Here is a 19,395-nt window from a genome sequence, read left to right as displayed (position 1 = left end):
GCATAAGGAAAGGATGGGAAATTCATGAAGCAATTAAGCAAATTGACAACGGGACTACCGTTATCCGGGCATGCCGGAGTTTACGAGAATCCACTGTATAAAGGTGCCGAAGCGGCCGGAGCTCGCGCCTCGGTTCATCCCGATCCGTATGTATTGAAGCACAACGGGTTGTACTATTGTTTTGCTACCGGAGGATCTGGCGTGCCGGTTATGCGTTCCTCCAATCTCGTCGACTGGGAGCAGCTGGGGTATGCCTTCTCGCTGCCTGATCGCGAGAGCTATTGGGCGCCTGCTGTCATATACCTTAACGGTGTGTTCTATATGTATGTATCCTCAGTTGCCCTCGGCGAAACCGATCCTCATTACGAGTACCTGCTCGTTGCGACATCTGACCGTCCGGAAGGGCCTTATACCTATGTCAAGACTTTATACGACACCTTTACCATCGATGCGCATGTCGTAAAGGACGATCAAGGGCGCTTGTTCCTGTTCTACTCGGACAACAATACGATGGGCATCGATAAGGACCGTCCAGGAACGGTCATTCTCGTTGATCGCCTGCTTGATCCTCTCACGCCTGAGGGCAAGCCCGAGCTTGTCGTCAAACCGACGCTCGATGAGGAAATCTACGAAGAGAACCGGTTTGGCGATGGCCGAAACTGGCATACGATCGAAGGCGCATGCTATCTGAACCGTCGGGGGTTCGGGTACGTCATGTATAGCGGTAATGCTTTTACCAAGCCCTATTATTTCATCGGATATTCGATGACCGCTGACAAAGGCAGCGGCATTTCCGGGAGAGAGTGGAGAAAGGTTCCGAGCGAGCACGTATACGAACCGCTGATGCGCCGCAATGACGATGTTGAAGGCGTCGGTCACCATTCCGTAATAAAGGCCCCGAATAATGTGGATGATTGGATCGTTTACCACGGACGGGACAACCGTCAACAGCTGATCCCCCATAAGGAGCAGCGCCAGATGCGGATCGATCCGCTCTTATGGAAGGGCGATAGGATGTGGGTGCCAGGTCCTTCGCATACAACGCAGGATGCGCCGGCGATGCCTGTATTCCGCGATCTGTTCGAAACATCACAAGTGGAGAGCTTGTCCACGGGATGGAGGATCGATTCAGGAGTTTGGTCGGCATGCGGTTACGAAGCGCTGCAGGATAGTCTAGTAGGAATCGGGACGGCGCTGTCAACGGATTCGTTTAATCACTTTGTATATGAGCTGAACCTCAAGTGGGAAGCCAACCATATGGGCGGGTTGTACGGCGCGTATATCGGCTATACCGATTTGCGCAATCATACACAAGTGCTGCTGGATGTGGGAAAGAAGGAACTGAGCGTTTTCTCGGTGGTGAACGGTTTGAAGGATGAACCAGTTCGGGCCAAGCTGGATCCGAAATTCTGCTACTCGGTGTTCCATAAGCTTACGATCAGCAAGGTGGGGCAGCTAATTGAGGTGCTCGTGGATGATGTGCCCGCGCTGACAAGACGGTTCCCCGTATCATCCGGACGTATAGGGCTGGTTACTCATTACACCCGTGCGAAGTTCGCCGGAGTTGCCGTCACGCCGCATGTGCAATTGAACGCGAAAACCATGGAAGCTTTCATCGGCATGCTTCAGACGGACGAGGAAGAAGATAATGCCGCCACATGGCATCTCAAAGAAGGTGTTTTATACTGCTCAGCCTCCGATTCACCATCGTTGTTATGGATGGAAGAGGAGCTGCTCGGCAAGCAGTTTCAGTTCAGTGTTGACCTCCAATTCGAGGATGGCGGTTCGGCAGGCATGTTCCAGCTGTGTCTGTCAGAGACGCCAAACCGTTTGCTCGGCCGGGAATGTACATTTAAGCTGGACCGCGCGAAACATGAAGTTAAGGTGGAGGGTGCGAACGGTCAGGTATTGCTGCAGGCAGAACTGCCTGCATGCTTTGATTTTAGAGACGTGCATACGCTTCAACTGCGCCAGACCCGGACAAAATGCGTTATTCTGTTGGACGAGTATCTGATATATCAAGGGGAGAGCGGCAGCGGAAAGAAGCTGGGCTTCGGATTCTCAGTAAAGGCACAGCTTTCAGGAATCGAGATTACCGAGCTTGCCTAATACATTTGCTGCTGCTGAAATGGTTCATGGCCACCGTTAATCCAAAATCCCGGTATTGAGGATCTTAATCTTTACGATTGGCTTTATCTTAATCTTCGGATATTCCTCCCGCCAGTTCATTCCTTCATACAGCATCGGATGATAGGCAGCAACCCGATGTCCGAGCTGGAGGGAGTCGCAGTTGGCCAACTGCAAGGCGGCAATCACTTTAGATGCCTTCGGCGTGATGTCATCTCCGATTTTCTTTTCCATCTCTGAGAGCATTTTGTTCGTGTGTTTCTTCAATTTAAGTCCGTTTTTAATTAATTTAACATCCAATTTTAACGAGATTTCAATTTCGCGAATGCGGCCATCATGATGGATAATATGGTAATCGCAATTAGCATTCTTAACCAGAATCGAATAACTCTCTCCGCCGATTTTACCGACAAGGAGTTGACTTCTGCCTATTGCGCCATCCATGAGATAAGCTAGCAGGGTATCCTCCGCATTCAAGTTAAATCCGGTATACCTTCCATCCCGAAACAACGAGGTACCTGCAAGACGAGCCCCGTTCTCATAAGGCTCGTATCGGGTGAGCGTAAAGTCGTTTATGAACGCACTTCCCTCGAACATATATTTGAGTAATTTGTTTCTGGGGAACGTTCCTCTCTTATTCTCATCGTCGATTAAGCCAACCAGAAAATCGGCTACGGTTTGATCATTCACTTTCTTCTTCTCCAGCAATTTCGAAATATCGCCGTCATACAATGCTAGATGGGCGTAAGTAGGATTATTTAGAAATTGTCCGGCAATATTCAGGTAGTCCAGCGGTTGATCTTTGGCGAATCTGGAGCTTATTAGATACAGTCTCGTCTGCTGAACGGAAAGAATGCCGGGGTTTTGCTTATTTACATATCTCACGGCGTCATAGAGGTCCTCACCTTTCGCCTCTAGATATAGGCTGTTCGGTTTGCCTCCCCCCGTATTGGCATTCTCAAGCGAGGAAGTAACAAAGCTTGCCTTAAGCTGCTTGCTGTTATCTGCGTAATCGAGCCCGATCACATCGACAAAAAGCATGTTCTTTAGCTTATCCTGATCCCAGCATCCTGTCAGCAGCAGGCAGAAGATCAGCGCAGTCAACACTTTCTTCATATTTGGCTCCTCCCGGTGCCTCGAAGCCCGGAAATCATGAGCAGGACGACTGGCAGAAGAACAATCAAAATGATGGAGAGTCGATCTTGCACCGAGGATAAGCTCAAAATGTCCATGCGTTTGGTCATGAAGAAACCTCCTATGAAGCAAAGGCTTATTATAGCCCATACCCAAACATGCTGTTTGCCGAGACCCTGACTGCGTAGATGCAGGAAGGCTTTAGCGGCCATGAAAAAATAGACATAAACCGTTGACGAAATCACGCATACATAGAAGATGAGGAACAAGATATCAATGCTCTGCAGAATTTCAAGCCGATAGTTTTTTAATATGAAAACGAGCGGCTCCGGAATAAGGTTGAGCTGTTTCACGCTGAAGCTCATGGAGCAGATCAGGCAGACCGCAACATAGAAGATTAAGGTAAAGGCATTCGCCATCGTCATCGCAAGAAGCAGCTTCTTTTTGCTTTTGGTCTGCACGTACGGATAGGCATATAGGAGCAGATCATAACCAACATAAGCGCTAAAGGCGGTATAGGCTCCCTTCATCACCGGATACCAGCCGCGATGCAGAACAGGCAGCAAATTTTTCAAGTCAATGCCGTAGATTGCGCTAAATACGATTAGCAAAAAACTGACGTAAGCAAAGAACATAAAGGATTGTGATAAAAAGGCAAGCTTCTTCAGCGTCGACGTTGCCGCATAACCGGATACAAAAAGAAGCAACAGTAAGATGATCCAAGTAGGCGTAATAATAAACAACCATCTTTTTAGGATGTCGGTATAGAGTAATGTCACCAGAAGCCCGGAAATGGCGTAATAGCATCCATACACCAAATTGACGCAAAAGCCAATCGGTTTGCCTACAATAAGCGGGACATAGGCAAAGAAGTTGCGTGACGGATAACGGCTGCCGAGCCACCAAATTAGCATGATGCCTACTTGAGCGGCAAGTCCGCTTAGCAGGACCGACAGCCAAGTGTCATGACCGGAAACTCCGGAACCTACATGGGGCAGGGATAATACCTCGGTTCCGAGCTGCGCCATAACCACGAGCGAGAACAACTGTCTTCCGGTAATGCTGGCTTCCTTCTTCAACGTTTCCAACTCCTAGGATTCCGCATCCTTGTTCGATTTTTCGATGCCGTTTTTTCCGGCCGCTTACTCAAGCTCCAAATCGGTGCGCGAAATAGTGTATCCTTCATATCGCCGAAGGAGAAGGGAGGCTTATAATAGGGGAGCCCCATCGTATCCATCTGGCATAAATGGATAAAAATGATCATGAAGAATAAGACGAGCCCAAGCAGGCCGAACAACGAGGAAAGAATAAGCGCGGGATAGCTTAGCAAGCGAACCGCGCTATTCATCTCGTACGAAGGCATGATAAAAGAGGCCAGCCCCGTTAATGCGGCGATGATAACTGCCGTATTGGAAACCAAATTGGACTGCACGACGACCGTTCCGATTACGATACCGCCAACCACGCCGATCGTCTGGCCGACGGGACTCGCCAGCCGAATCGTCGCTTCTCTTAAAATCTCAAGCAGGAGCATCATCGACAGCGCTTCGGCTAGCGGCGGAAACGTGACGTATTTCAGAGAGCTCTGCAGCGTATTCACGAAATTAATCGGCAGCAGCTGCTGATCGAAGGAACTGACGGATACATAGAAGGCAGGAAGGCCGATCGTAATTAAAAAGCAGCAGATACGCAAAAGCCGAAAGATTGTGCCTAACAGCCAGCTAATTTGGTAGTCATCCGGACTTTGGAAAAAAGACCAGAACGACACCGGCAGGATGATCGTGTCCGGTGATCCTGCAGTTGCAATGACGGCTTTTCCCTCCATCATATAGGCACGTGCGCGGTCAGGGCGTTCCGTAATCAGCATTTGTGGAAACATGGTGAATTTCTTGTCCCGGATCAGCTCGTCGATAAATCCCGGTGCCTCGACATAATCCATATCAATACTGCTGAGCCTTCTTTCCACTTCTTCGATGATCGCTGTGTCCGCAATCGATTTGATATACATGACAGCTATCTTCGTCTGCGAAAGCCTTCCGACCGTATACGTTTTTACGATGAAATCCGTCGAATTGATCAGCTTGCGCATCAGGTTGATATTCGTATCTAAATTTTCAATGAACGCTTCATTCGCACCGCGTAGAACCCGCTCATTAATCGGAATATTAATGGAGCGCTCCTTCTTTAAATCCACTCCGAGCAGGTAAAGCGTACTTTCTCCGCCACGAAGCAGCACGGCTTTACCGTACATCAATGCCTTAATCGCGTCCTCCGTTTTCTCGGATTCCGTATAGTCGAGAATCGACACAACGTCGCGGACCGGGTCCTTGGGGCGGAGAAGCAGCGGCTTCATTATGAAATCTTGAATAAGGGAGGAATCAACCAACGTGTCGAAATAAAACAGCCTATACTCCGTTCCCGCAATGAACAGCTGTTTCGATTGAAAATCGCTTTGTTCGGAGAAGAACTGTTTGAAAGTTTGCTCCGTCTCATCAATCGTTTGATTTGGCTTCACAGATCGTCCCTCCTTACCACTGATTTTCTTAGGTTAACCATTGATTCCAGTAATATGTAAAAACGATCAATGTGTCGAGCTCGTGCTGTGCTTTACGGAGATGATCAACATAGTCCCAATACTATAGTTCTTGAGACATGAACAAGCATCAACTATCGCATCCACCACAATTTAATTCCTTCGTCTTCCGCCCGAAGATATAAATTCAGAGGGCTAGGTTGGGGGAATTTTTTTGTTTTTCCTAAGATAAATACATCGTTTTATAGGGAGTTCCTTTAATGGAGCAAGCGCAGTGAAGCATAATTGGGGGGATTTATATTCGACATCACACAGCATTTTTCTACAAAGCGTCTACTGTATACTAACCTAGTAGTCTATTTCATATAACCAGGGGGTAAAAGAATTGCCCAAAACAAAATGGAAATTGCTATCTGGTATCTCCGCCAGTGCCATTGTGGCAAGCACTTTATTTAACGTCGGTACTCATGCGGATAAACAGGTAGCAGATGCAGCACATGCAGCAATTCAGGAATGGACAACGACTGATTTAGGGGTGGCCAATGACGAAAGACTGATCGAGATGCTAAAAAAGCAAGGGAAGATCGGAAAGGATGCAAGTCCTGCGGAAGCCGAACAAGCGTTGACGGCTTTTTTAAAAGCGAAAAATCAAGCAGCAAAACCAAAAGGGTTCGACTCCGATGTTCTGGAAGTGCTGAGAGATAAATCGAAAAATTCCAACGCTAATGGATTGGTGAACGGCAAGGGTAATCAATTAGGGCAAGCCAAAAAATCGACGGTCGACACCGTTGAAGCAGAAGTCTATAACGGCGGTATCCGTACGGATAAAGTGCTGGTATTAGCGATCGATTTCCCGGATTACCCGAAAAGCTCCATTACCAAAGAAGAAACGGATATGTTCTATGAAGAGTACACCCATGAACATTTCCAAACGATGATTTTCGGACCAAATGGCTATACGGGGCCAAATGGTGAACATATGATTTCCATGAAGCAATATTATGAAGCCCAGTCGGGCGGAAGCTATACCGTAGAAGGAACGGTAGCGGGCTGGTACACAGCCGATTATCCAGCCGCGTACTACGGAGCGAACTATCCAACGCCGGATGGCGACGATATTAACGCCAGGGGCCTGGTGAAAGAAGCGCTTAAAAAAGCCGCTCAAGATCCTTCCATTAACTTAGCCGACTACGACGTATGGGATCGTGACGATTACAACGGAAACGGCATTTACAATGAGCCGGACGGCATCATTGACCATTTGATGGTCATTCACTCCGGAGTAGGCGAAGAAGCGGGCGGCGGAAGCTTAAGCTTGGATGCGATCTGGTCACACCGCTCGAAACTTGCTGCGGGTCCGGTCGCGGTTCCGGGCGGAAAATCCAACAGCAATCGTTTTGGTGGATTGTTAGGTGCTTGGGATTACACGATTGAACCGGAAGACGGGGCTGCAGGCGTTTTCGCTCATGAATATGGTCACGATTTGGGCCTGCCGGATGAATATGACACGCAATACACCGGTGCTGGTGAACCGGTTGCCTATTGGTCCATCATGTCAGCAGGAAGCTGGGCAGGAGCCGTTCCTGGTACAGAACCATCTGGATTCAGTCCGTATGATAAAGAAATGCTGCAGCAATTACACGGCGGAAACTGGCTTAGCGGAACCACTATCCATGCAAACGATGTAACGAGCGCGGGAACAACGGTTCTACTGGATGAAGCTTCCACCAAAGGAACCAACCATGACGCGGTACGCGTGAATTTACCGGATAAAGAAAATCACGTGAATGTTCCAACAAGCGGGACCTATGAATATTATAGTGGTTCAGGAAATGATATCGAACATTCGATGACAGCAACGGTTAACCTGACAAATGCCGCGCATCCGACTTTAACGTTCCAAGCTTGGTACGACATTGAAGAAGATTGGGATTATGCCTCTGTTCAAGTGAAAGAAGAAGGGACTAACGTCTGGACTTCCGTTCAGGGAAACATCACGAAGGACAGCGACCCGAACAACCAAAATCCTGGTCACGGGATTACAGGTATATCAAGCGGGTGGATACCGGCAGCATTTGATTTAAGCGCATATGCAGGAAAACAAGTGAGCATTAAGTTTAACTATTGGACAGACCCCTATGTCGCTCAACGCGGATTCTACGCGGACGATATCCAACTCACATCTGACGGCCAAACGATTCTATCTGATGACGCGGAAGGTAATTCAGCGTTTACGTTCCAAGGATTCGCAAAAGATAAAGGGACTTACTTCTCTACAAATTACTATCTATTAGAATGGAGATCCCATAACGGGGTGGATGCGGCTTTAGGGCACATCCGTCGCGGCGCAAGCCTCATGAGTTATGACCCAGGCCTAGTAGTTTGGTATGTGGATGAAACCTTTGACAATAACTGGACAGGCGCTCACCCCGGCGACGGATTCCTAGGCGTTGTCGACGCGGATCAGCGTGCAATGAACTGGAGCGATAAAGCGGTCGCTTCTTCTCGTTACCAAGTCCATGACGCTGCATTTGGATTGAATAAAACAAATGCCATGTTCTTGGATTACAAAAACCTGTTAGGCATTACGATGAAAGACAATTTTACGGCTCGCAACCCATTGTTTGATGACGATGCGGACTTCTCGAACCCTGGTCTAATCGATGCGGGACGTAACATTCCGACATACGGATTAAAGTTCCGTGTGGTGGGCGAAAGTGCGGATGGCACGGTCGGCAAAGTCTTGATTTTTAAATAAAGTAGAAACAGCAATAAAGAAGGGTGCCAATCCGGTTAGGATAAGCACCCTTTTTGTCATTTGGGTCTATTTATTTCTAGTAAACGTTTGACCGGCCATCTCAAGCGTATCGCCGTTTACGATGAACTCGACCGTACTAACGGATTTGTCTGCAACGATACGGATATGGGACGAGTCCATGATCAAATAGTTCCCTACTGGTTGGCCCGCACGATAGAAGACGCCGTCCGCGGTCAATTCCATCACGGTTCCTTTGCGCGATTCGGTCCAGGAACCGACCAGCTTAGAAACGATATCCGCACTGGCCAACGCGGCAGGAGAGAGGACCAGATCATATCCTCTTGCCGATAGATGTTCGACGATCTCCTTGTAGCCGGCGTTATCTGCAGTACCTGCTCCGAACGGATTCTCTTTTGCGCCACGTAGGACATATACATATTCGCCTTTGGTTCCCAATACCGAATCTATTGCATCGTGGCCATCAGCCGCATTCCATTTTGCTTGATCAACAACCTCTACGGTAGCGATAACCCGTGCTTCAGGGGATGCTGCATCTTGCGGCAAGTAAAGCAAGTCGATCGCGCTAAGAGCATTCGCCGACAAGGCTCCGGACTTCATTCCGTCCGCGATCGATTCGGCCGGCCAAACCGTCGGGCGGAGCTTGCCGCCAAACGATGCTGGAATCTGCAAGGAGTAGCCGTATTTGTCCAAAATCAATTGCTCATCCATACGGTACTCGAGAAACTCGCTGTTTGGGGTGAAATATGCCGTCTGTGACGATCCTTCCCAATACACGTCGTAACCGAATTGTCCGGCTACGCTGCGAACGGGCAAATACGTTCGGTTGTTATAAATAAGCGGCGTCAATGCCGAGCCGTCCTCTTCATTTAATTCGACTTGGCTCCCGCCAATACTGATGTTTACGGACGGATTTAAGAATGCTTTTACTTGGGTCAATTGCCCAGATGCGTATACGCCGGCAGCGAGTCCTAACGTCATGGTTGCGGTTAATCCTGCAGCGATAACGGTTTTTTTCTTCATGATAATGACCTCCGTAAGCTTATTGTGATATGCACGTAGCTATGACGGGTAACCTCACGAAAAAGTTTGGAAGAATTCTCCGATACGGAAGGAGATTCTGGGTATCGAAGAGATGAGTTGGATTCGTTATGAGCGTACAGATGACCGAGAAGAGATAAATTACGTTTAGGAAATGAAAATTCCGGTGCAAGCAAAAGCCCGGTACAATGAAGTTGTACCGGGCTTTTTTATGGACTATTGGGACTATTTCGTTGCTCAATGGCTCATATCATACAAGCCGGGGCTATGTTCATTCGGCATGTCAGGCATCTGAGGCACCGGGAAGCCTTTAGGAGGCTCAGTAACCGACAGCTGCCCTCCGTTACGGCTCGGGGTAGTGCCTGAGAAAATTTCACCGATCCGCGTCGGGTCAAGCCTGAAATTAAACTGGGCATTGTGATAGCCCATGTCTACATATTTGCGGCACTCGGGATATTTGTTAATGTCGTAATTCGGAACGGGGAAGGTTTTACCCCATTCGACGCCAAGCGTTTCCAATGCTTTCGCGAACGCATTTTGATGGGCATTGTCTCGCACAATCAGAAATCCGAGCGTCTCACGGAACGTTTTGTTCGAGCTCATCTCGTAAATCCTTGTTTTCTGAAGAACGCCCGTCGATTCCAAGACAACGTTGTTCAGCAAGTCGGCAATTAAATTCCCATGACTGTAAACCCATGATCCGTTCCAAGGGTTACCGCCGGCGTCAACAGGCAATGAGGCTTTGGCACCCATAATAAAATGATGCGGATTCGCATGTTTGATCGCCTCGTCAATTGGCGCCGCATCCGTTCCGGCATTGCCTGGGACAGAAAGCCCGGCTCCGTTCAACAATTGATTAATGGTGTTCTGCACGAGTTCGACATGTGCTATCTCTTCTAAGAAAACACCGCGAAGCAAGTCCCGGAATTGCGTATCCTTCCCCCTGAAGTTCGAGCTCTGGAAGAAATATTGCATCATGGTTCTCATTTCGCCAAATTGGCCGCCTAACGCTTCTTGCAATACTTTAGCCGCTGCCGGATCCGGTTGGTCCGGTTCGATTATATTGATTAATTCTTCCTTGTAGTAGTACATGCTGAGCTTCACTCCTTCGTAAACGGAAATGTGGAACTACTCTGATACAATTTCCAGCTGCGTGGAATAATATCCAACTCGGCTCCTGGGGATGGAGCTAATAAAGCAAAGAATCGAGTGAGCTTCAAACTTGATTCTTGCTTTTTTTTTTGGCCGGAAATTGCATGATGCGACTGCATGTAGATCTGGCGAAAAATCAACAAGTTTCACGCTTTTTCGAAGCCGTTCCACCGAAGAAAACATCAGTCGACAAGCGGGTTTCGAGCTATTGTATACAATACAAATACAGATAAAATTATAATTGTATACATGGTAAATATCTGGTAGTATAGCCTTGCGAACGCACCTTGTAAGCGCTTCAGATGCGAGCCGGTCAAATCTTACAGATTGGCTTTGGATGAATTAGGGGAGGGCTTGGGAATGGCAAAAAAGTTGTGGATGGCCAGTTTGGCACTCGTAATGGTTCTCGTTGTCGGTTGTTCTTCGAACAACGGAGGCAATACCGGTACAACCAATGAATCGGACACCGCAGATTCTCAGGAAGCGATCACGTACACATTCGGCCGCAACATGAATCCAAACGACGAGAACGTAGCAAAGCTGGAAAAAAACACCGGAGAAAAACTTGCTGACAACCGCTGGACACGATTGTTCAAAGATCAATTAAACATTTCCGTGGATTACAAAATGCTGTCCGACAGTACTTCCTACGATCAGAAGCTTAAACTGGCGATGGCCTCCGGCGATCTTCCTGATATTTTCCAAGTCGGTCAAGCATCAGACATGCAGCAGCTGATGGAAGCCGGAGCCGTTGAAGAGATCGGTTCCATCTACGATGAGTATGCATCCGATTTGTTGAAGAGCATCATCGAGAGCGAAACGAAGCGCGTGTTCGAGCCGGTTACGCATGATGGCAAAATTTACGGCTTCCCAATCAAGATGCCTTCGACGAATGGCTACAGCCATCTGTGGATCCGGGAGGATTGGCTGAACAAGCTCGGTCTCGAACGCCCGAAAACAATCGAAGACGTCTACAATATTGCAACGGCATTCGTAAAGAATGATCCGGACGGCAACGGAAAAGCCGATACGCTCGGACTTGAAATCGATAGCGATTTCCGCTATAACCTGCAAGGCCTGTTCTGGGCTTATGACGCGTTCCCTCTCAACTGGATCGAGAAAGACGGCAAGGTGCAGCGCGGTATCGTGCAGCCGGAAATGAAAGAGCCCTTATCACTGCTTCAGAAGATGTTTAAAGAAGGCTTGCTGGACAAGGAATTTGGTTCGAAGGACAACGGAAAAGCGATGGAATCCGTCGTAGCCGGCAAAACAGGCATGTTCTACGGTCCGCACTGGATGGCATTCACGGCAGAGAAGACGCTTGCCAATGACAAGAATGCGAAGTGGATTACGGTGCCGCTTCCAACTAAATCCGGAGAGCCCGTAACAATTCCGTTGAAAATATCAGCCGACGGCTGGATGGTCATCAAGAAAGGAACGAAACATCCCGAGAACCTGATCAAGATGATGAACCTCTATGTGGAGCAGCTGTTTGGCGAAAGTCCCGATTATAATAAATGGTTCACTGCAGACGACGTTCAAGGCATCTGGTGGATGTCCCCTGTATACTCGCTCGATCCGATGATCGACCTTAAAGCGCATCAGGATATCAAGAAAGCGGTAGCCGATAATACGACCGACAGTTTGACCGGCTCCGGCAAAGGTTTCTACGATGCGATCAAGCAAGGGAACTGGTCCATTAATATGATGTTCGGCCCCGGCGACACGCCGTTTCATTTCGTTGACAGCTCCTATCCGGACCAAGTCATGTGGGATGCTTATTTAGGCGCTCCGTCTCCAACGGAAGTCGCGCGCGGCAGCTCAATGGATGAGCTGCTCGTCACGACGCTTACAAGCATCATTCAAGGTAAGACCGAAGCCGAGAAAGGATTCGATGACATGGTCTCCAAGTGGAATTCGCTTGGCGGCGAACAAGTAACGGAAGAAATAAACGCGATGGTAGCCAAATAATAAAGCTGCAATGATTCCGTGCAAGTGTCACCTCTAATGGTGGCGCTTGCACGGCTGTTTACAAAAAAAGGTATGGAATGAGGGTGTTCCATGGAATTAGCGACTGATAAACCGGTTGAAACCGGCGGCGGCAAAAAGATTAATTACCGAAAAAAAAGAGAGCTTCCGCTGCACTTGATGCTTCTTCCGGGTCTAATTCTAATTGTGATATTTGCTTATATCCCGATGGTCGGCGTTTCGATTGCATTCCAAAACTTCATACCGCTCAAAGGACTTTTCGGTGGGCAAAAGTGGACGGGTATGGATAACATTCAATATGTTTTTGCGATGCCGAACATTTGGAATGTAGTATGGAACACCGTATTCATCGCGATTATGAAGATCGTCGCGAATCTTCTTGTGCCCATCACTTTCGCACTCTTGCTTAACGAGGTACGCAATATGCTGTTTAAGCGTACAACGCAGACGATCATTTATTTTCCTTATTTTCTGTCCTGGATTATATTGGGTGGAATTATGATCGATATATTGTCGCCTTCGGATGGCATCGTGAATTCGTTTCTGGGCTTATTCGGCGTAGAGCCGATTTATTTTTTGGGCGAAAATTCGTGGTTCCCCTTTACGATGGTTGCATCCGATGTTTGGAAAACATTCGGTTTCAATACGGTTATTTATCTGGCGGCGATTACGAGCATAGATCCTTCGCTCTATGAAGCGGCAGCAGTTGATGGAGCGGGGAGATGGAAGCAAACCTGGCATGTCACGCTGCCTGGTATGCAAATGATCATCATTCTTCTCATGGTATTGAGTCTGGGAAGCGTTCTGGATGCCGGATTCGATCAAATTTTCAACTTATACAGCCCGCAGGTCTATGAATCAGGGGATATCATCGACACGATGGTCTATCGGATGGGCTTGCTTCAGGCGCAATACGGCCCTTCTACAGCAGTCGGATTGTTGAAGTCGCTCGTATCTTTTGTGTTGATAGCTACCTCTTACTTGATCGCTTACCGTTTGTTTAAATACCGTCTCTTCTAAAGGAGGGAAGATCGTGCTTAACCGACAAACAAAAGGCCAGAAGCTGTTCAGCATTTTCAATTACGCCTTTCTTGCTCTAGTAGCTGTGTTGTGCATCATCCCCTTCGTTCATATTGTCGCGCTGTCCTTGAGCGATAATTCTGCGGTTGCCGGCGGACTTGTCCACCTGTGGCCGGTACGATTTACATTGGAGCCTTATCATTATGTACTCGATAGACAGGCATTCTGGAGAGCTTTCGGCATCACGATCCAAAGGGCAACAATCGGCACCTTCATCAACGTGATCCTTGTCATCCTGATTGCTTATCCATTATCCAAAAAAATCGAATCCTTTCGCATGCGTTCAACCTATGTATGGATTTTCTTTTTCACGATGCTCTTTAACGGCGGACTCATTCCAAACTACATCCTGATTAAGGAGCTTGGCATCATGGATACGATCTGGGCGCTGATTTTGCCCGGCGCCGTTACGGTTTTCAATATTATACTCATGCTCAATTTTTTCCGCGAGGTGCCGGAAGAGCTGGAGGATGCCGCTAATATTGACGGTGCCAGCCACTGGCGTACGCTCTGGCAAATTTATGTGCCGATTTCGATGCCTGCGATTGCAACCATCACGCTATTTTGCTTGGTCGGCCATTGGAACGCCTGGTTTGACGGTTTAATCTTTATGCGCAGCGCGGAGAACTACCCCCTTCAAAGTTATCTGCAGACGATCGTCGTAGAGTTCAATTTCCAGACGATGACAGCTACCGAAGCCGAGCGGCTGGCGAAGCTAAATGACCGTTCCGTCAAAGGCGCGCAGATGATCGTAGCGGCTATTCCTATACTTCTGGTCTATCCGTTCCTGCAGAAGTATTTTGTCAGCGGTATCCGGCTTGGCAGCGTAAAGGGGTAAAGACGCATTGATGCAACTAATAGAGGAGGTGCAGGAAATGTCGGCAGTTCAGATCACGGACAATAAACGAATGCTTACGCGCGGAGGCAAACCTTTTTTCATGCTGGCAGATACGGTATGGAGCGTGTTCTCCAATGCGAGCATCGAGGAATGGGCGGAATACCTTCGCTATCGGAAATCGCAAAACTTCAATACGCTGCAAATCAGTATTCTTCCGGTGCTTCATGATGCCAGCAATACCTATACGGGTCTCTATCCTTATGAGCTGAATGAGGAGGGGAATTGGGATTTCTATCGCATTAACGATGCTTTTTTCGACAAAGCTGAGGCGATGGTGCGGATGGCTTATGAGCTGGGCTTTGTACCGGCACTGGCTTTGCTTTGGAACAACTATGTTCCCGGAACTTGGGCGAATAAGCGAGTGCCGGAATATACGATGCCGAAGGATGCCGTGGAACTGTATACCGCTTATGCCGTGAATCGGTTTGCGGCCTATCACCCCATGTATTATGTAAGCGGCGATACGGCGTTCGAGAACGAGGAAGTGAATGCCTACTTCTACATCGCCATGAAGAAGCTGAAGGAGCTGCAGCCAGAGGCGCTTACAGCACTGCATCCTGTAGGGAATTTCCACGAGCTTCCGGAGCTGTTCATGCAATCCGAATTGCTTGATCTATATATCTATCAATCCGGGCACAGGCTTGAGGAGCAGTTTGGAACCTACGAACTGGCTAAGAGTTTCCGAAGCAAGGCAATCGTACGCCCAATTATCAACTCTGAGCCTTGTTATGAGGGTCATGGACACGGTGACCGGTACGGAAGGTTTGGCGCCTTCGATCTGCGCAATGCATTTTGGTCCAGCGTGCTCTCCGGGGCTAACGCAGGCTTCACCTACGGTGCACATGGGGTCTGGTCGTGGCATAAGGAAGGATCGGATTTTACAAGCGAGAGTTGGTCCAAAATCCCGTTCGACAGGCAGACAGCGTTGCGTCTGCAAGGCGCATGGGATGTCGGATACGCCAAGTGGTTATTCGAACAGTATCAATTGCACGGGATCGAACCGCAGCAAGAGCTGCTGCTCACACCGTATTCCAGCATCCGTATGGCGGCATTACCTTCCCTTGAGAGAATCGTTATTTATGTGCCTTATAGTAACCATATTGTACTGGATGCGGATTTTACCGCCTATGAAGTGACTGCAATTACGCTGGAGGATCGCTATGTACATGTCCCGGATGTTACGGTTGCGGAAGGCAAAACGCGGATCGGTATGCTTCCAAGTCAATCCGATGCCCTTATTATAGCGACCAGCAGGAAATAAGTAGAGAGATTACGTGAAGCAGTTGCGGCAGCTCCTTATAGGGGGCTGCCGTTTCTCATGCCGACGATATGCGGGATTATGGAACGGCATGTCTGGTTAAGGCCGGCGATGAAGCCGAAGGCAGGGCCATGGGTGTGGCTGGCCAGCGGTCCGGCAAAATAGAGTCCGGGTATGCTGCTTTCAAAGTGCTCGCTTAAGAGAGGAAAGCCATGGAAGGGAGCAGGTTCCCTAAGGACGTCTCCGGAGAGCTCGGGCGCCAGGAAAGGCACGTTATCCAAATTGATGCGGTAACCGGTGGCGCTGACCACATGGTCTACTGCGCGTGTCTCGCCGTTAGAGAGCGCAAGCTGCGCTTTGCCGTCGTCCCGTACATCCGCCCGTACGATTTCCACGCTACCCGTCGCTTTCACTTTGCCTTCCACGTAAGGCTTCAGGAATAAGGCGACGCTTCCGCGTCTCGGCGTATTCCAGCGCTCCTGCTTCTCTTCGTGGGGCTGGCGGTAAAACTGCTCGGCCGATTCGATCAGACGAAGTCCGGAAGCGGCGTTGTCCTCCCCGGAGAAACGAACTTTTTCTCCGCGAAACAGCAGCTCCGCGTCGCAGCCGGCTAAATGAAGCAATGCCGCCGCTTCCCAGGCGCTCTGGCCGCTTCCGACGACGGCAACCGAGCGGCCGTGGAAACGATCGAACGAGGTTTGGCCGAAGGTATGCGTCAGCAGCGATGGAGGCAGCGAACGCAGCGCTTTGGGAACGTAGCTGAAATGCTGCAGACCGGTGGCGACGATGATGCGAGCGGCTGACAGGTGAGAGCCCGTTCGGGTGACGATGTCAAAAGCATGGGAAGAACGCGTGATTTCGGCTGCCAGGTCAGACGTAAACGCAATGCCGGCCCGATGGGCGAACCAGAAGGCATATTCGACGAAGGCCGGGCGCGGAAACGGCGAAACAAGCGGCGTGCCGGTTTCTTCGCAGAATCGCGCAATCGTCCATCTGTCCTCGCTGTCCGAGAGACTGATATACAGCGGATTGGTGCGGATGAACATCGTCTGCGGCATCTGCTCCTTCCAGAAATGCATAGGCTGTCCAAGCAGCGCATAGGAGAGACCGGCGGCCTTGGCATGCGCAGCCAGCGATATGCCGTAAGGGCCAGCTCCGATAATGGCGAGATCGACCATGGAAAACCCCTCCTTGATTTTAATAAAATACGTTGTGCAAACCGCGCTGCATGTTGACAGCATAGAGGTTTGATGCTAAATTCATTATTGCCAGTAGGAATAGTAGGAATTGTATATCCACCGGAAAACCGGAGAATGCGCTTTGTGCATCTCTGGTTTTTTTATCTCATGAGGAGGGAATAAGTTGAACGACATTATTAAGCATTTGCAGGCGCATCGCTCGATTCGCAAATTCAAGCCGGATCCGGTGACGGAGGAGCAGCTCGCCTCCATTCTGGCTTCCGCGCAAGCGGCATCCACATCATCCAATATCCAAGCGTACAGCGTTGTCGGCGTGCGCAATAAGGAGACGAAGCGGCAATTCGCCGAGCTTGCCGGCGGTCAGAAGCATATCGAGGAGGCGCCGCTGTTCCTTGTATGGTGCGCGGACTTGAACCGGCTGCAAACCGCGGTCCGACTGCACGACGACGATGAAGGCGAAGAGCTGACGCAGAACGTGGAAACGTTTCTGCTGGCGACGATCGACGCCACGCTTGCGGCGCAGAACGCGACGATCGCGGCGGAATCGGTCGGACTTGGCATGGTTTACATCGGCGGCATCCGCAACGATCCGAAGCGGGCGGCGGAGCTGTTGAAGCTTCCGCATCTCGTCTATCCGGTATTCGGCATGTGCCTTGGCGTGCCTGACCAGGAGCCCGACATTCGTCCTCGGCTTCCGGTGGCCGCGATTTACCACGAAGAAATTTACGACGACGACGTGTTCGCATCCAGCATAAAGGAATATGACGAGACAACTAAGGCGTATTACGCATCCCGTGCCGGCGGCAGCAAGGATACGCATTGGTCCAAGGAAATGGCGTCACGCTTCCGCAAAGACCGGCTGCGCCATCACTTGCACGGGTTTATTGAAGGGCAAGGCTACCGATTTATTTAAGCGAAGCTCTTCTGCCATGACAAGGACAGCGCCCATGTTCCATGGGCGCTGTTTGTTGTCAGCTTGCGGTTTCGCTCAGATCCGCCTGAAACAGCTCCGCGAACTTGCGGCGGAACGCCGGAATGAGCTTCGTCCCGGATATGGTCGCTTCCTCCAGATTCGGGTAGCCAGAAAGAATGAAGGAGGTGATGCCGATTTGGACATACTCGAGCAATCGGTCCGCGACCTGATCAGGTGTGCCTACGAAAGCCATGGCGCCACCCCCGCGAATAGCGGACAGGCCGGCCCAGAAGTTCGGCCCGATGACATAATCGTTCGCTTTGGCGAGCGCTCGAACCTGATTTTGCCGTTGTTGGCCTTCCGATTGCGAACCGCCAAACTGAATTTCATTCGCATCGAGAGTCGCCTCGTCAACCTTGCTGATGATCAGCTTCGCTGCGGCCCATGCCTCCTCCTCGGTATCGCGAATGACGACCTGCGCCCGAAGGCCGTACCGGATCGTGCGGTTGATGCCTTCGCGCTCAAGCAGCTGCTCGCGATGGTGCTCCACCTCCGCGATCTGTTCCTTGATCCAATCGATCGGCTCCGCCCACATTAGATAGACGTCGGCGATTTCGGCAGCCGTCTTCTTCGCGGCCGGCGAGCTTCCGCCGAAATAGAAGGGCGGGTGCGGACGCTGCACCGGCGGCGGATAACTCTTGCCGCCTTCAATCGAGAAGTGTTTCCCGTTGAAATCGAACGTTGACGCAGCGCCTTCCGGGTTGCCTGCCGCAAGGTTGCCGCCGGCGAGGAACTGTCGTCCCTCCGCGCCATGCGAGCGAACCCACAGTTCGCGAACGATCTTGATATATTCCAGCGTCCGTTCGTATCGCGCTTCCTTGTCGTATGCCAGCGGGTCGCCCATCGCTTTCATATCCTCCGGCGAACTGCCGGTCACGATGTTGATCAGCGCGCGGCCTCCGGTCACTTCATCGAGCGTAGCGCCGATTCGCGCAGCAAGCGCCGGGGCGATTAGTCCGGGACGCATCGCGACAAGCGGCTTGAAGACGCGCGTATGGGCCGCCAGCGTAGCACCCATAATCCAGGCGTCGCTGCAGGTGCCGCCGGTCGGGATGAGAGCGAACGTGTAGCCGGCGTTTTCGACCGCCTGGGCGACACGGATCATGTAAGGCGTATCGACGACGCGTTCCGATTTGACGCCAATGTAAGGGCCGTCGCCCCTTGTCGGCATATACCAGCCGAATTCGACTTCAGGTGCTTGGTTGACTGCCATCCGCTGAAACCTCCGTTCCTAA

General features: G+C 50.1%; 14 protein-coding genes. 7 read left to right on the top strand and 7 right to left on the bottom strand.

The window, feature by feature from the left end; translation table 11 throughout:
- The first annotated feature begins 24 nt into the window (after nucleotides 1-24).
- On the top strand, nucleotides 25-2,109 hold the full coding sequence (locus BM412_RS19155; RefSeq protein ID WP_091221875.1) for a glycoside hydrolase family 43 protein: 2,085 nt from the start codon (nucleotides 25-27) through the stop codon (nucleotides 2,107-2,109).
- A 36-nt stretch (nucleotides 2,110-2,145) separates the two neighbouring features.
- Here the strand turns inward: BM412_RS19155 and BM412_RS19150 are convergent, their stop codons facing one another.
- From BM412_RS19150 to BM412_RS19140, 3 genes are read right to left on the bottom strand one after another with little or no spacing between them, the layout of a single operon-like run.
- Nucleotides 2,146-3,243, bottom strand: coding sequence for a Ger(x)C family spore germination protein (locus BM412_RS19150; protein WP_091221872.1), 1,098 nt, complete (start codon nucleotides 3,241-3,243; stop codon nucleotides 2,146-2,148).
- The gene (locus BM412_RS19145; protein WP_091221870.1) at nucleotides 3,240-4,340 is read right to left on the bottom strand and encodes a GerAB/ArcD/ProY family transporter; all 1,101 of its coding nucleotides are present in this window, start codon (nucleotides 4,338-4,340) and stop codon (nucleotides 3,240-3,242) included. The genes BM412_RS19150 and BM412_RS19145 overlap by 4 nt, the downstream gene beginning before the upstream one ends.
- Nucleotides 4,337-5,776 (bottom strand): spore germination protein, encoded by a 1,440-nt coding sequence (locus BM412_RS19140; RefSeq protein ID WP_091221867.1) that lies wholly within the window; start codon nucleotides 5,774-5,776, stop codon nucleotides 4,337-4,339. Before BM412_RS19140 ends, BM412_RS19145 begins: the two co-directional genes overlap by 4 nt.
- Before the next feature lie 403 nt (nucleotides 5,777-6,179).
- On the opposite strand from BM412_RS19140, the gene BM412_RS19135 reads away from it, so the two are divergent.
- Nucleotides 6,180-8,552, top strand: coding sequence for an immune inhibitor A domain-containing protein (locus tag BM412_RS19135; protein WP_091221865.1), 2,373 nt, complete (start codon nucleotides 6,180-6,182; stop codon nucleotides 8,550-8,552).
- 66 nt (nucleotides 8,553-8,618) lie between these two features.
- Here the strand turns inward: BM412_RS19135 and BM412_RS19130 are convergent, their stop codons facing one another.
- Together BM412_RS19130 and BM412_RS19125 are read right to left on the bottom strand one after the other, a co-directional pair.
- Nucleotides 8,619-9,593, bottom strand: coding sequence for a stalk domain-containing protein (locus BM412_RS19130; RefSeq protein WP_091221862.1), 975 nt, complete (start codon nucleotides 9,591-9,593; stop codon nucleotides 8,619-8,621).
- A gap of 255 nt (nucleotides 9,594-9,848) precedes the next feature.
- The gene (locus tag BM412_RS19125) at nucleotides 9,849-10,703 is read right to left on the bottom strand and encodes a manganese catalase family protein (RefSeq protein WP_091221858.1); all 855 of its coding nucleotides are present in this window, start codon (nucleotides 10,701-10,703) and stop codon (nucleotides 9,849-9,851) included.
- A gap of 420 nt (nucleotides 10,704-11,123) precedes the next feature.
- On the opposite strand from BM412_RS19125, the gene BM412_RS19120 reads away from it, so the two are divergent.
- From BM412_RS19120 to BM412_RS19105, 4 genes are all read left to right on the top strand, one after another.
- Nucleotides 11,124-12,734, top strand: a complete 1,611-nt coding sequence (locus BM412_RS19120) for an extracellular solute-binding protein (protein ID WP_091221855.1) — start codon at nucleotides 11,124-11,126, stop codon at nucleotides 12,732-12,734.
- A 90-nt stretch (nucleotides 12,735-12,824) separates the two neighbouring features.
- Nucleotides 12,825-13,772: an ABC transporter permease gene (locus BM412_RS19115; RefSeq protein ID WP_091221852.1), complete on the top strand. Its 948-nt coding sequence runs from the start codon at nucleotides 12,825-12,827 to the stop codon at nucleotides 13,770-13,772.
- Nucleotides 13,773-13,785: 13 nt separating this feature from the next.
- Nucleotides 13,786-14,670: a carbohydrate ABC transporter permease gene (locus tag BM412_RS19110; protein WP_091221849.1), complete on the top strand. Its 885-nt coding sequence runs from the start codon at nucleotides 13,786-13,788 to the stop codon at nucleotides 14,668-14,670.
- Between the two features lie 37 nt (nucleotides 14,671-14,707).
- On the top strand, nucleotides 14,708-15,991 hold the full coding sequence (locus BM412_RS19105; protein ID WP_177245925.1) for a glycoside hydrolase family 140 protein: 1,284 nt from the start codon (nucleotides 14,708-14,710) through the stop codon (nucleotides 15,989-15,991).
- A 35-nt stretch (nucleotides 15,992-16,026) separates the two neighbouring features.
- Here the strand turns inward: BM412_RS19105 and BM412_RS19100 are convergent, their stop codons facing one another.
- On the bottom strand, nucleotides 16,027-17,166 hold the full coding sequence (locus BM412_RS19100; RefSeq protein ID WP_177245924.1) for an NAD(P)-binding domain-containing protein: 1,140 nt from the start codon (nucleotides 17,164-17,166) through the stop codon (nucleotides 16,027-16,029).
- Nucleotides 17,167-17,350: 184 nt separating this feature from the next.
- Between BM412_RS19100 and nfsA the strand changes: the two genes are divergently transcribed.
- On the top strand, nucleotides 17,351-18,100 hold the full coding sequence (gene nfsA, locus BM412_RS19095) for an oxygen-insensitive NADPH nitroreductase (protein WP_091221842.1): 750 nt from the start codon (nucleotides 17,351-17,353) through the stop codon (nucleotides 18,098-18,100).
- A 58-nt stretch (nucleotides 18,101-18,158) separates the two neighbouring features.
- Here the strand turns inward: nfsA and BM412_RS19090 are convergent, their stop codons facing one another.
- Nucleotides 18,159-19,373, bottom strand: a complete 1,215-nt coding sequence (locus BM412_RS19090; RefSeq protein WP_091221840.1) for an LLM class flavin-dependent oxidoreductase — start codon at nucleotides 19,371-19,373, stop codon at nucleotides 18,159-18,161.
- Between the last annotated feature and the right edge of the window lie 22 nt (nucleotides 19,374-19,395).

This window comes from Paenibacillus sp. BC26 (assembly GCF_900116125.1).
Lineage (GTDB): Bacteria > Bacillota > Bacilli > Paenibacillales > Paenibacillaceae > Paenibacillus_Z > Paenibacillus_Z lignilyticus.
Note: the sequence above shows the minus strand (reverse complement) of the source record. Positions and strands in the feature narration are given on the sequence as shown.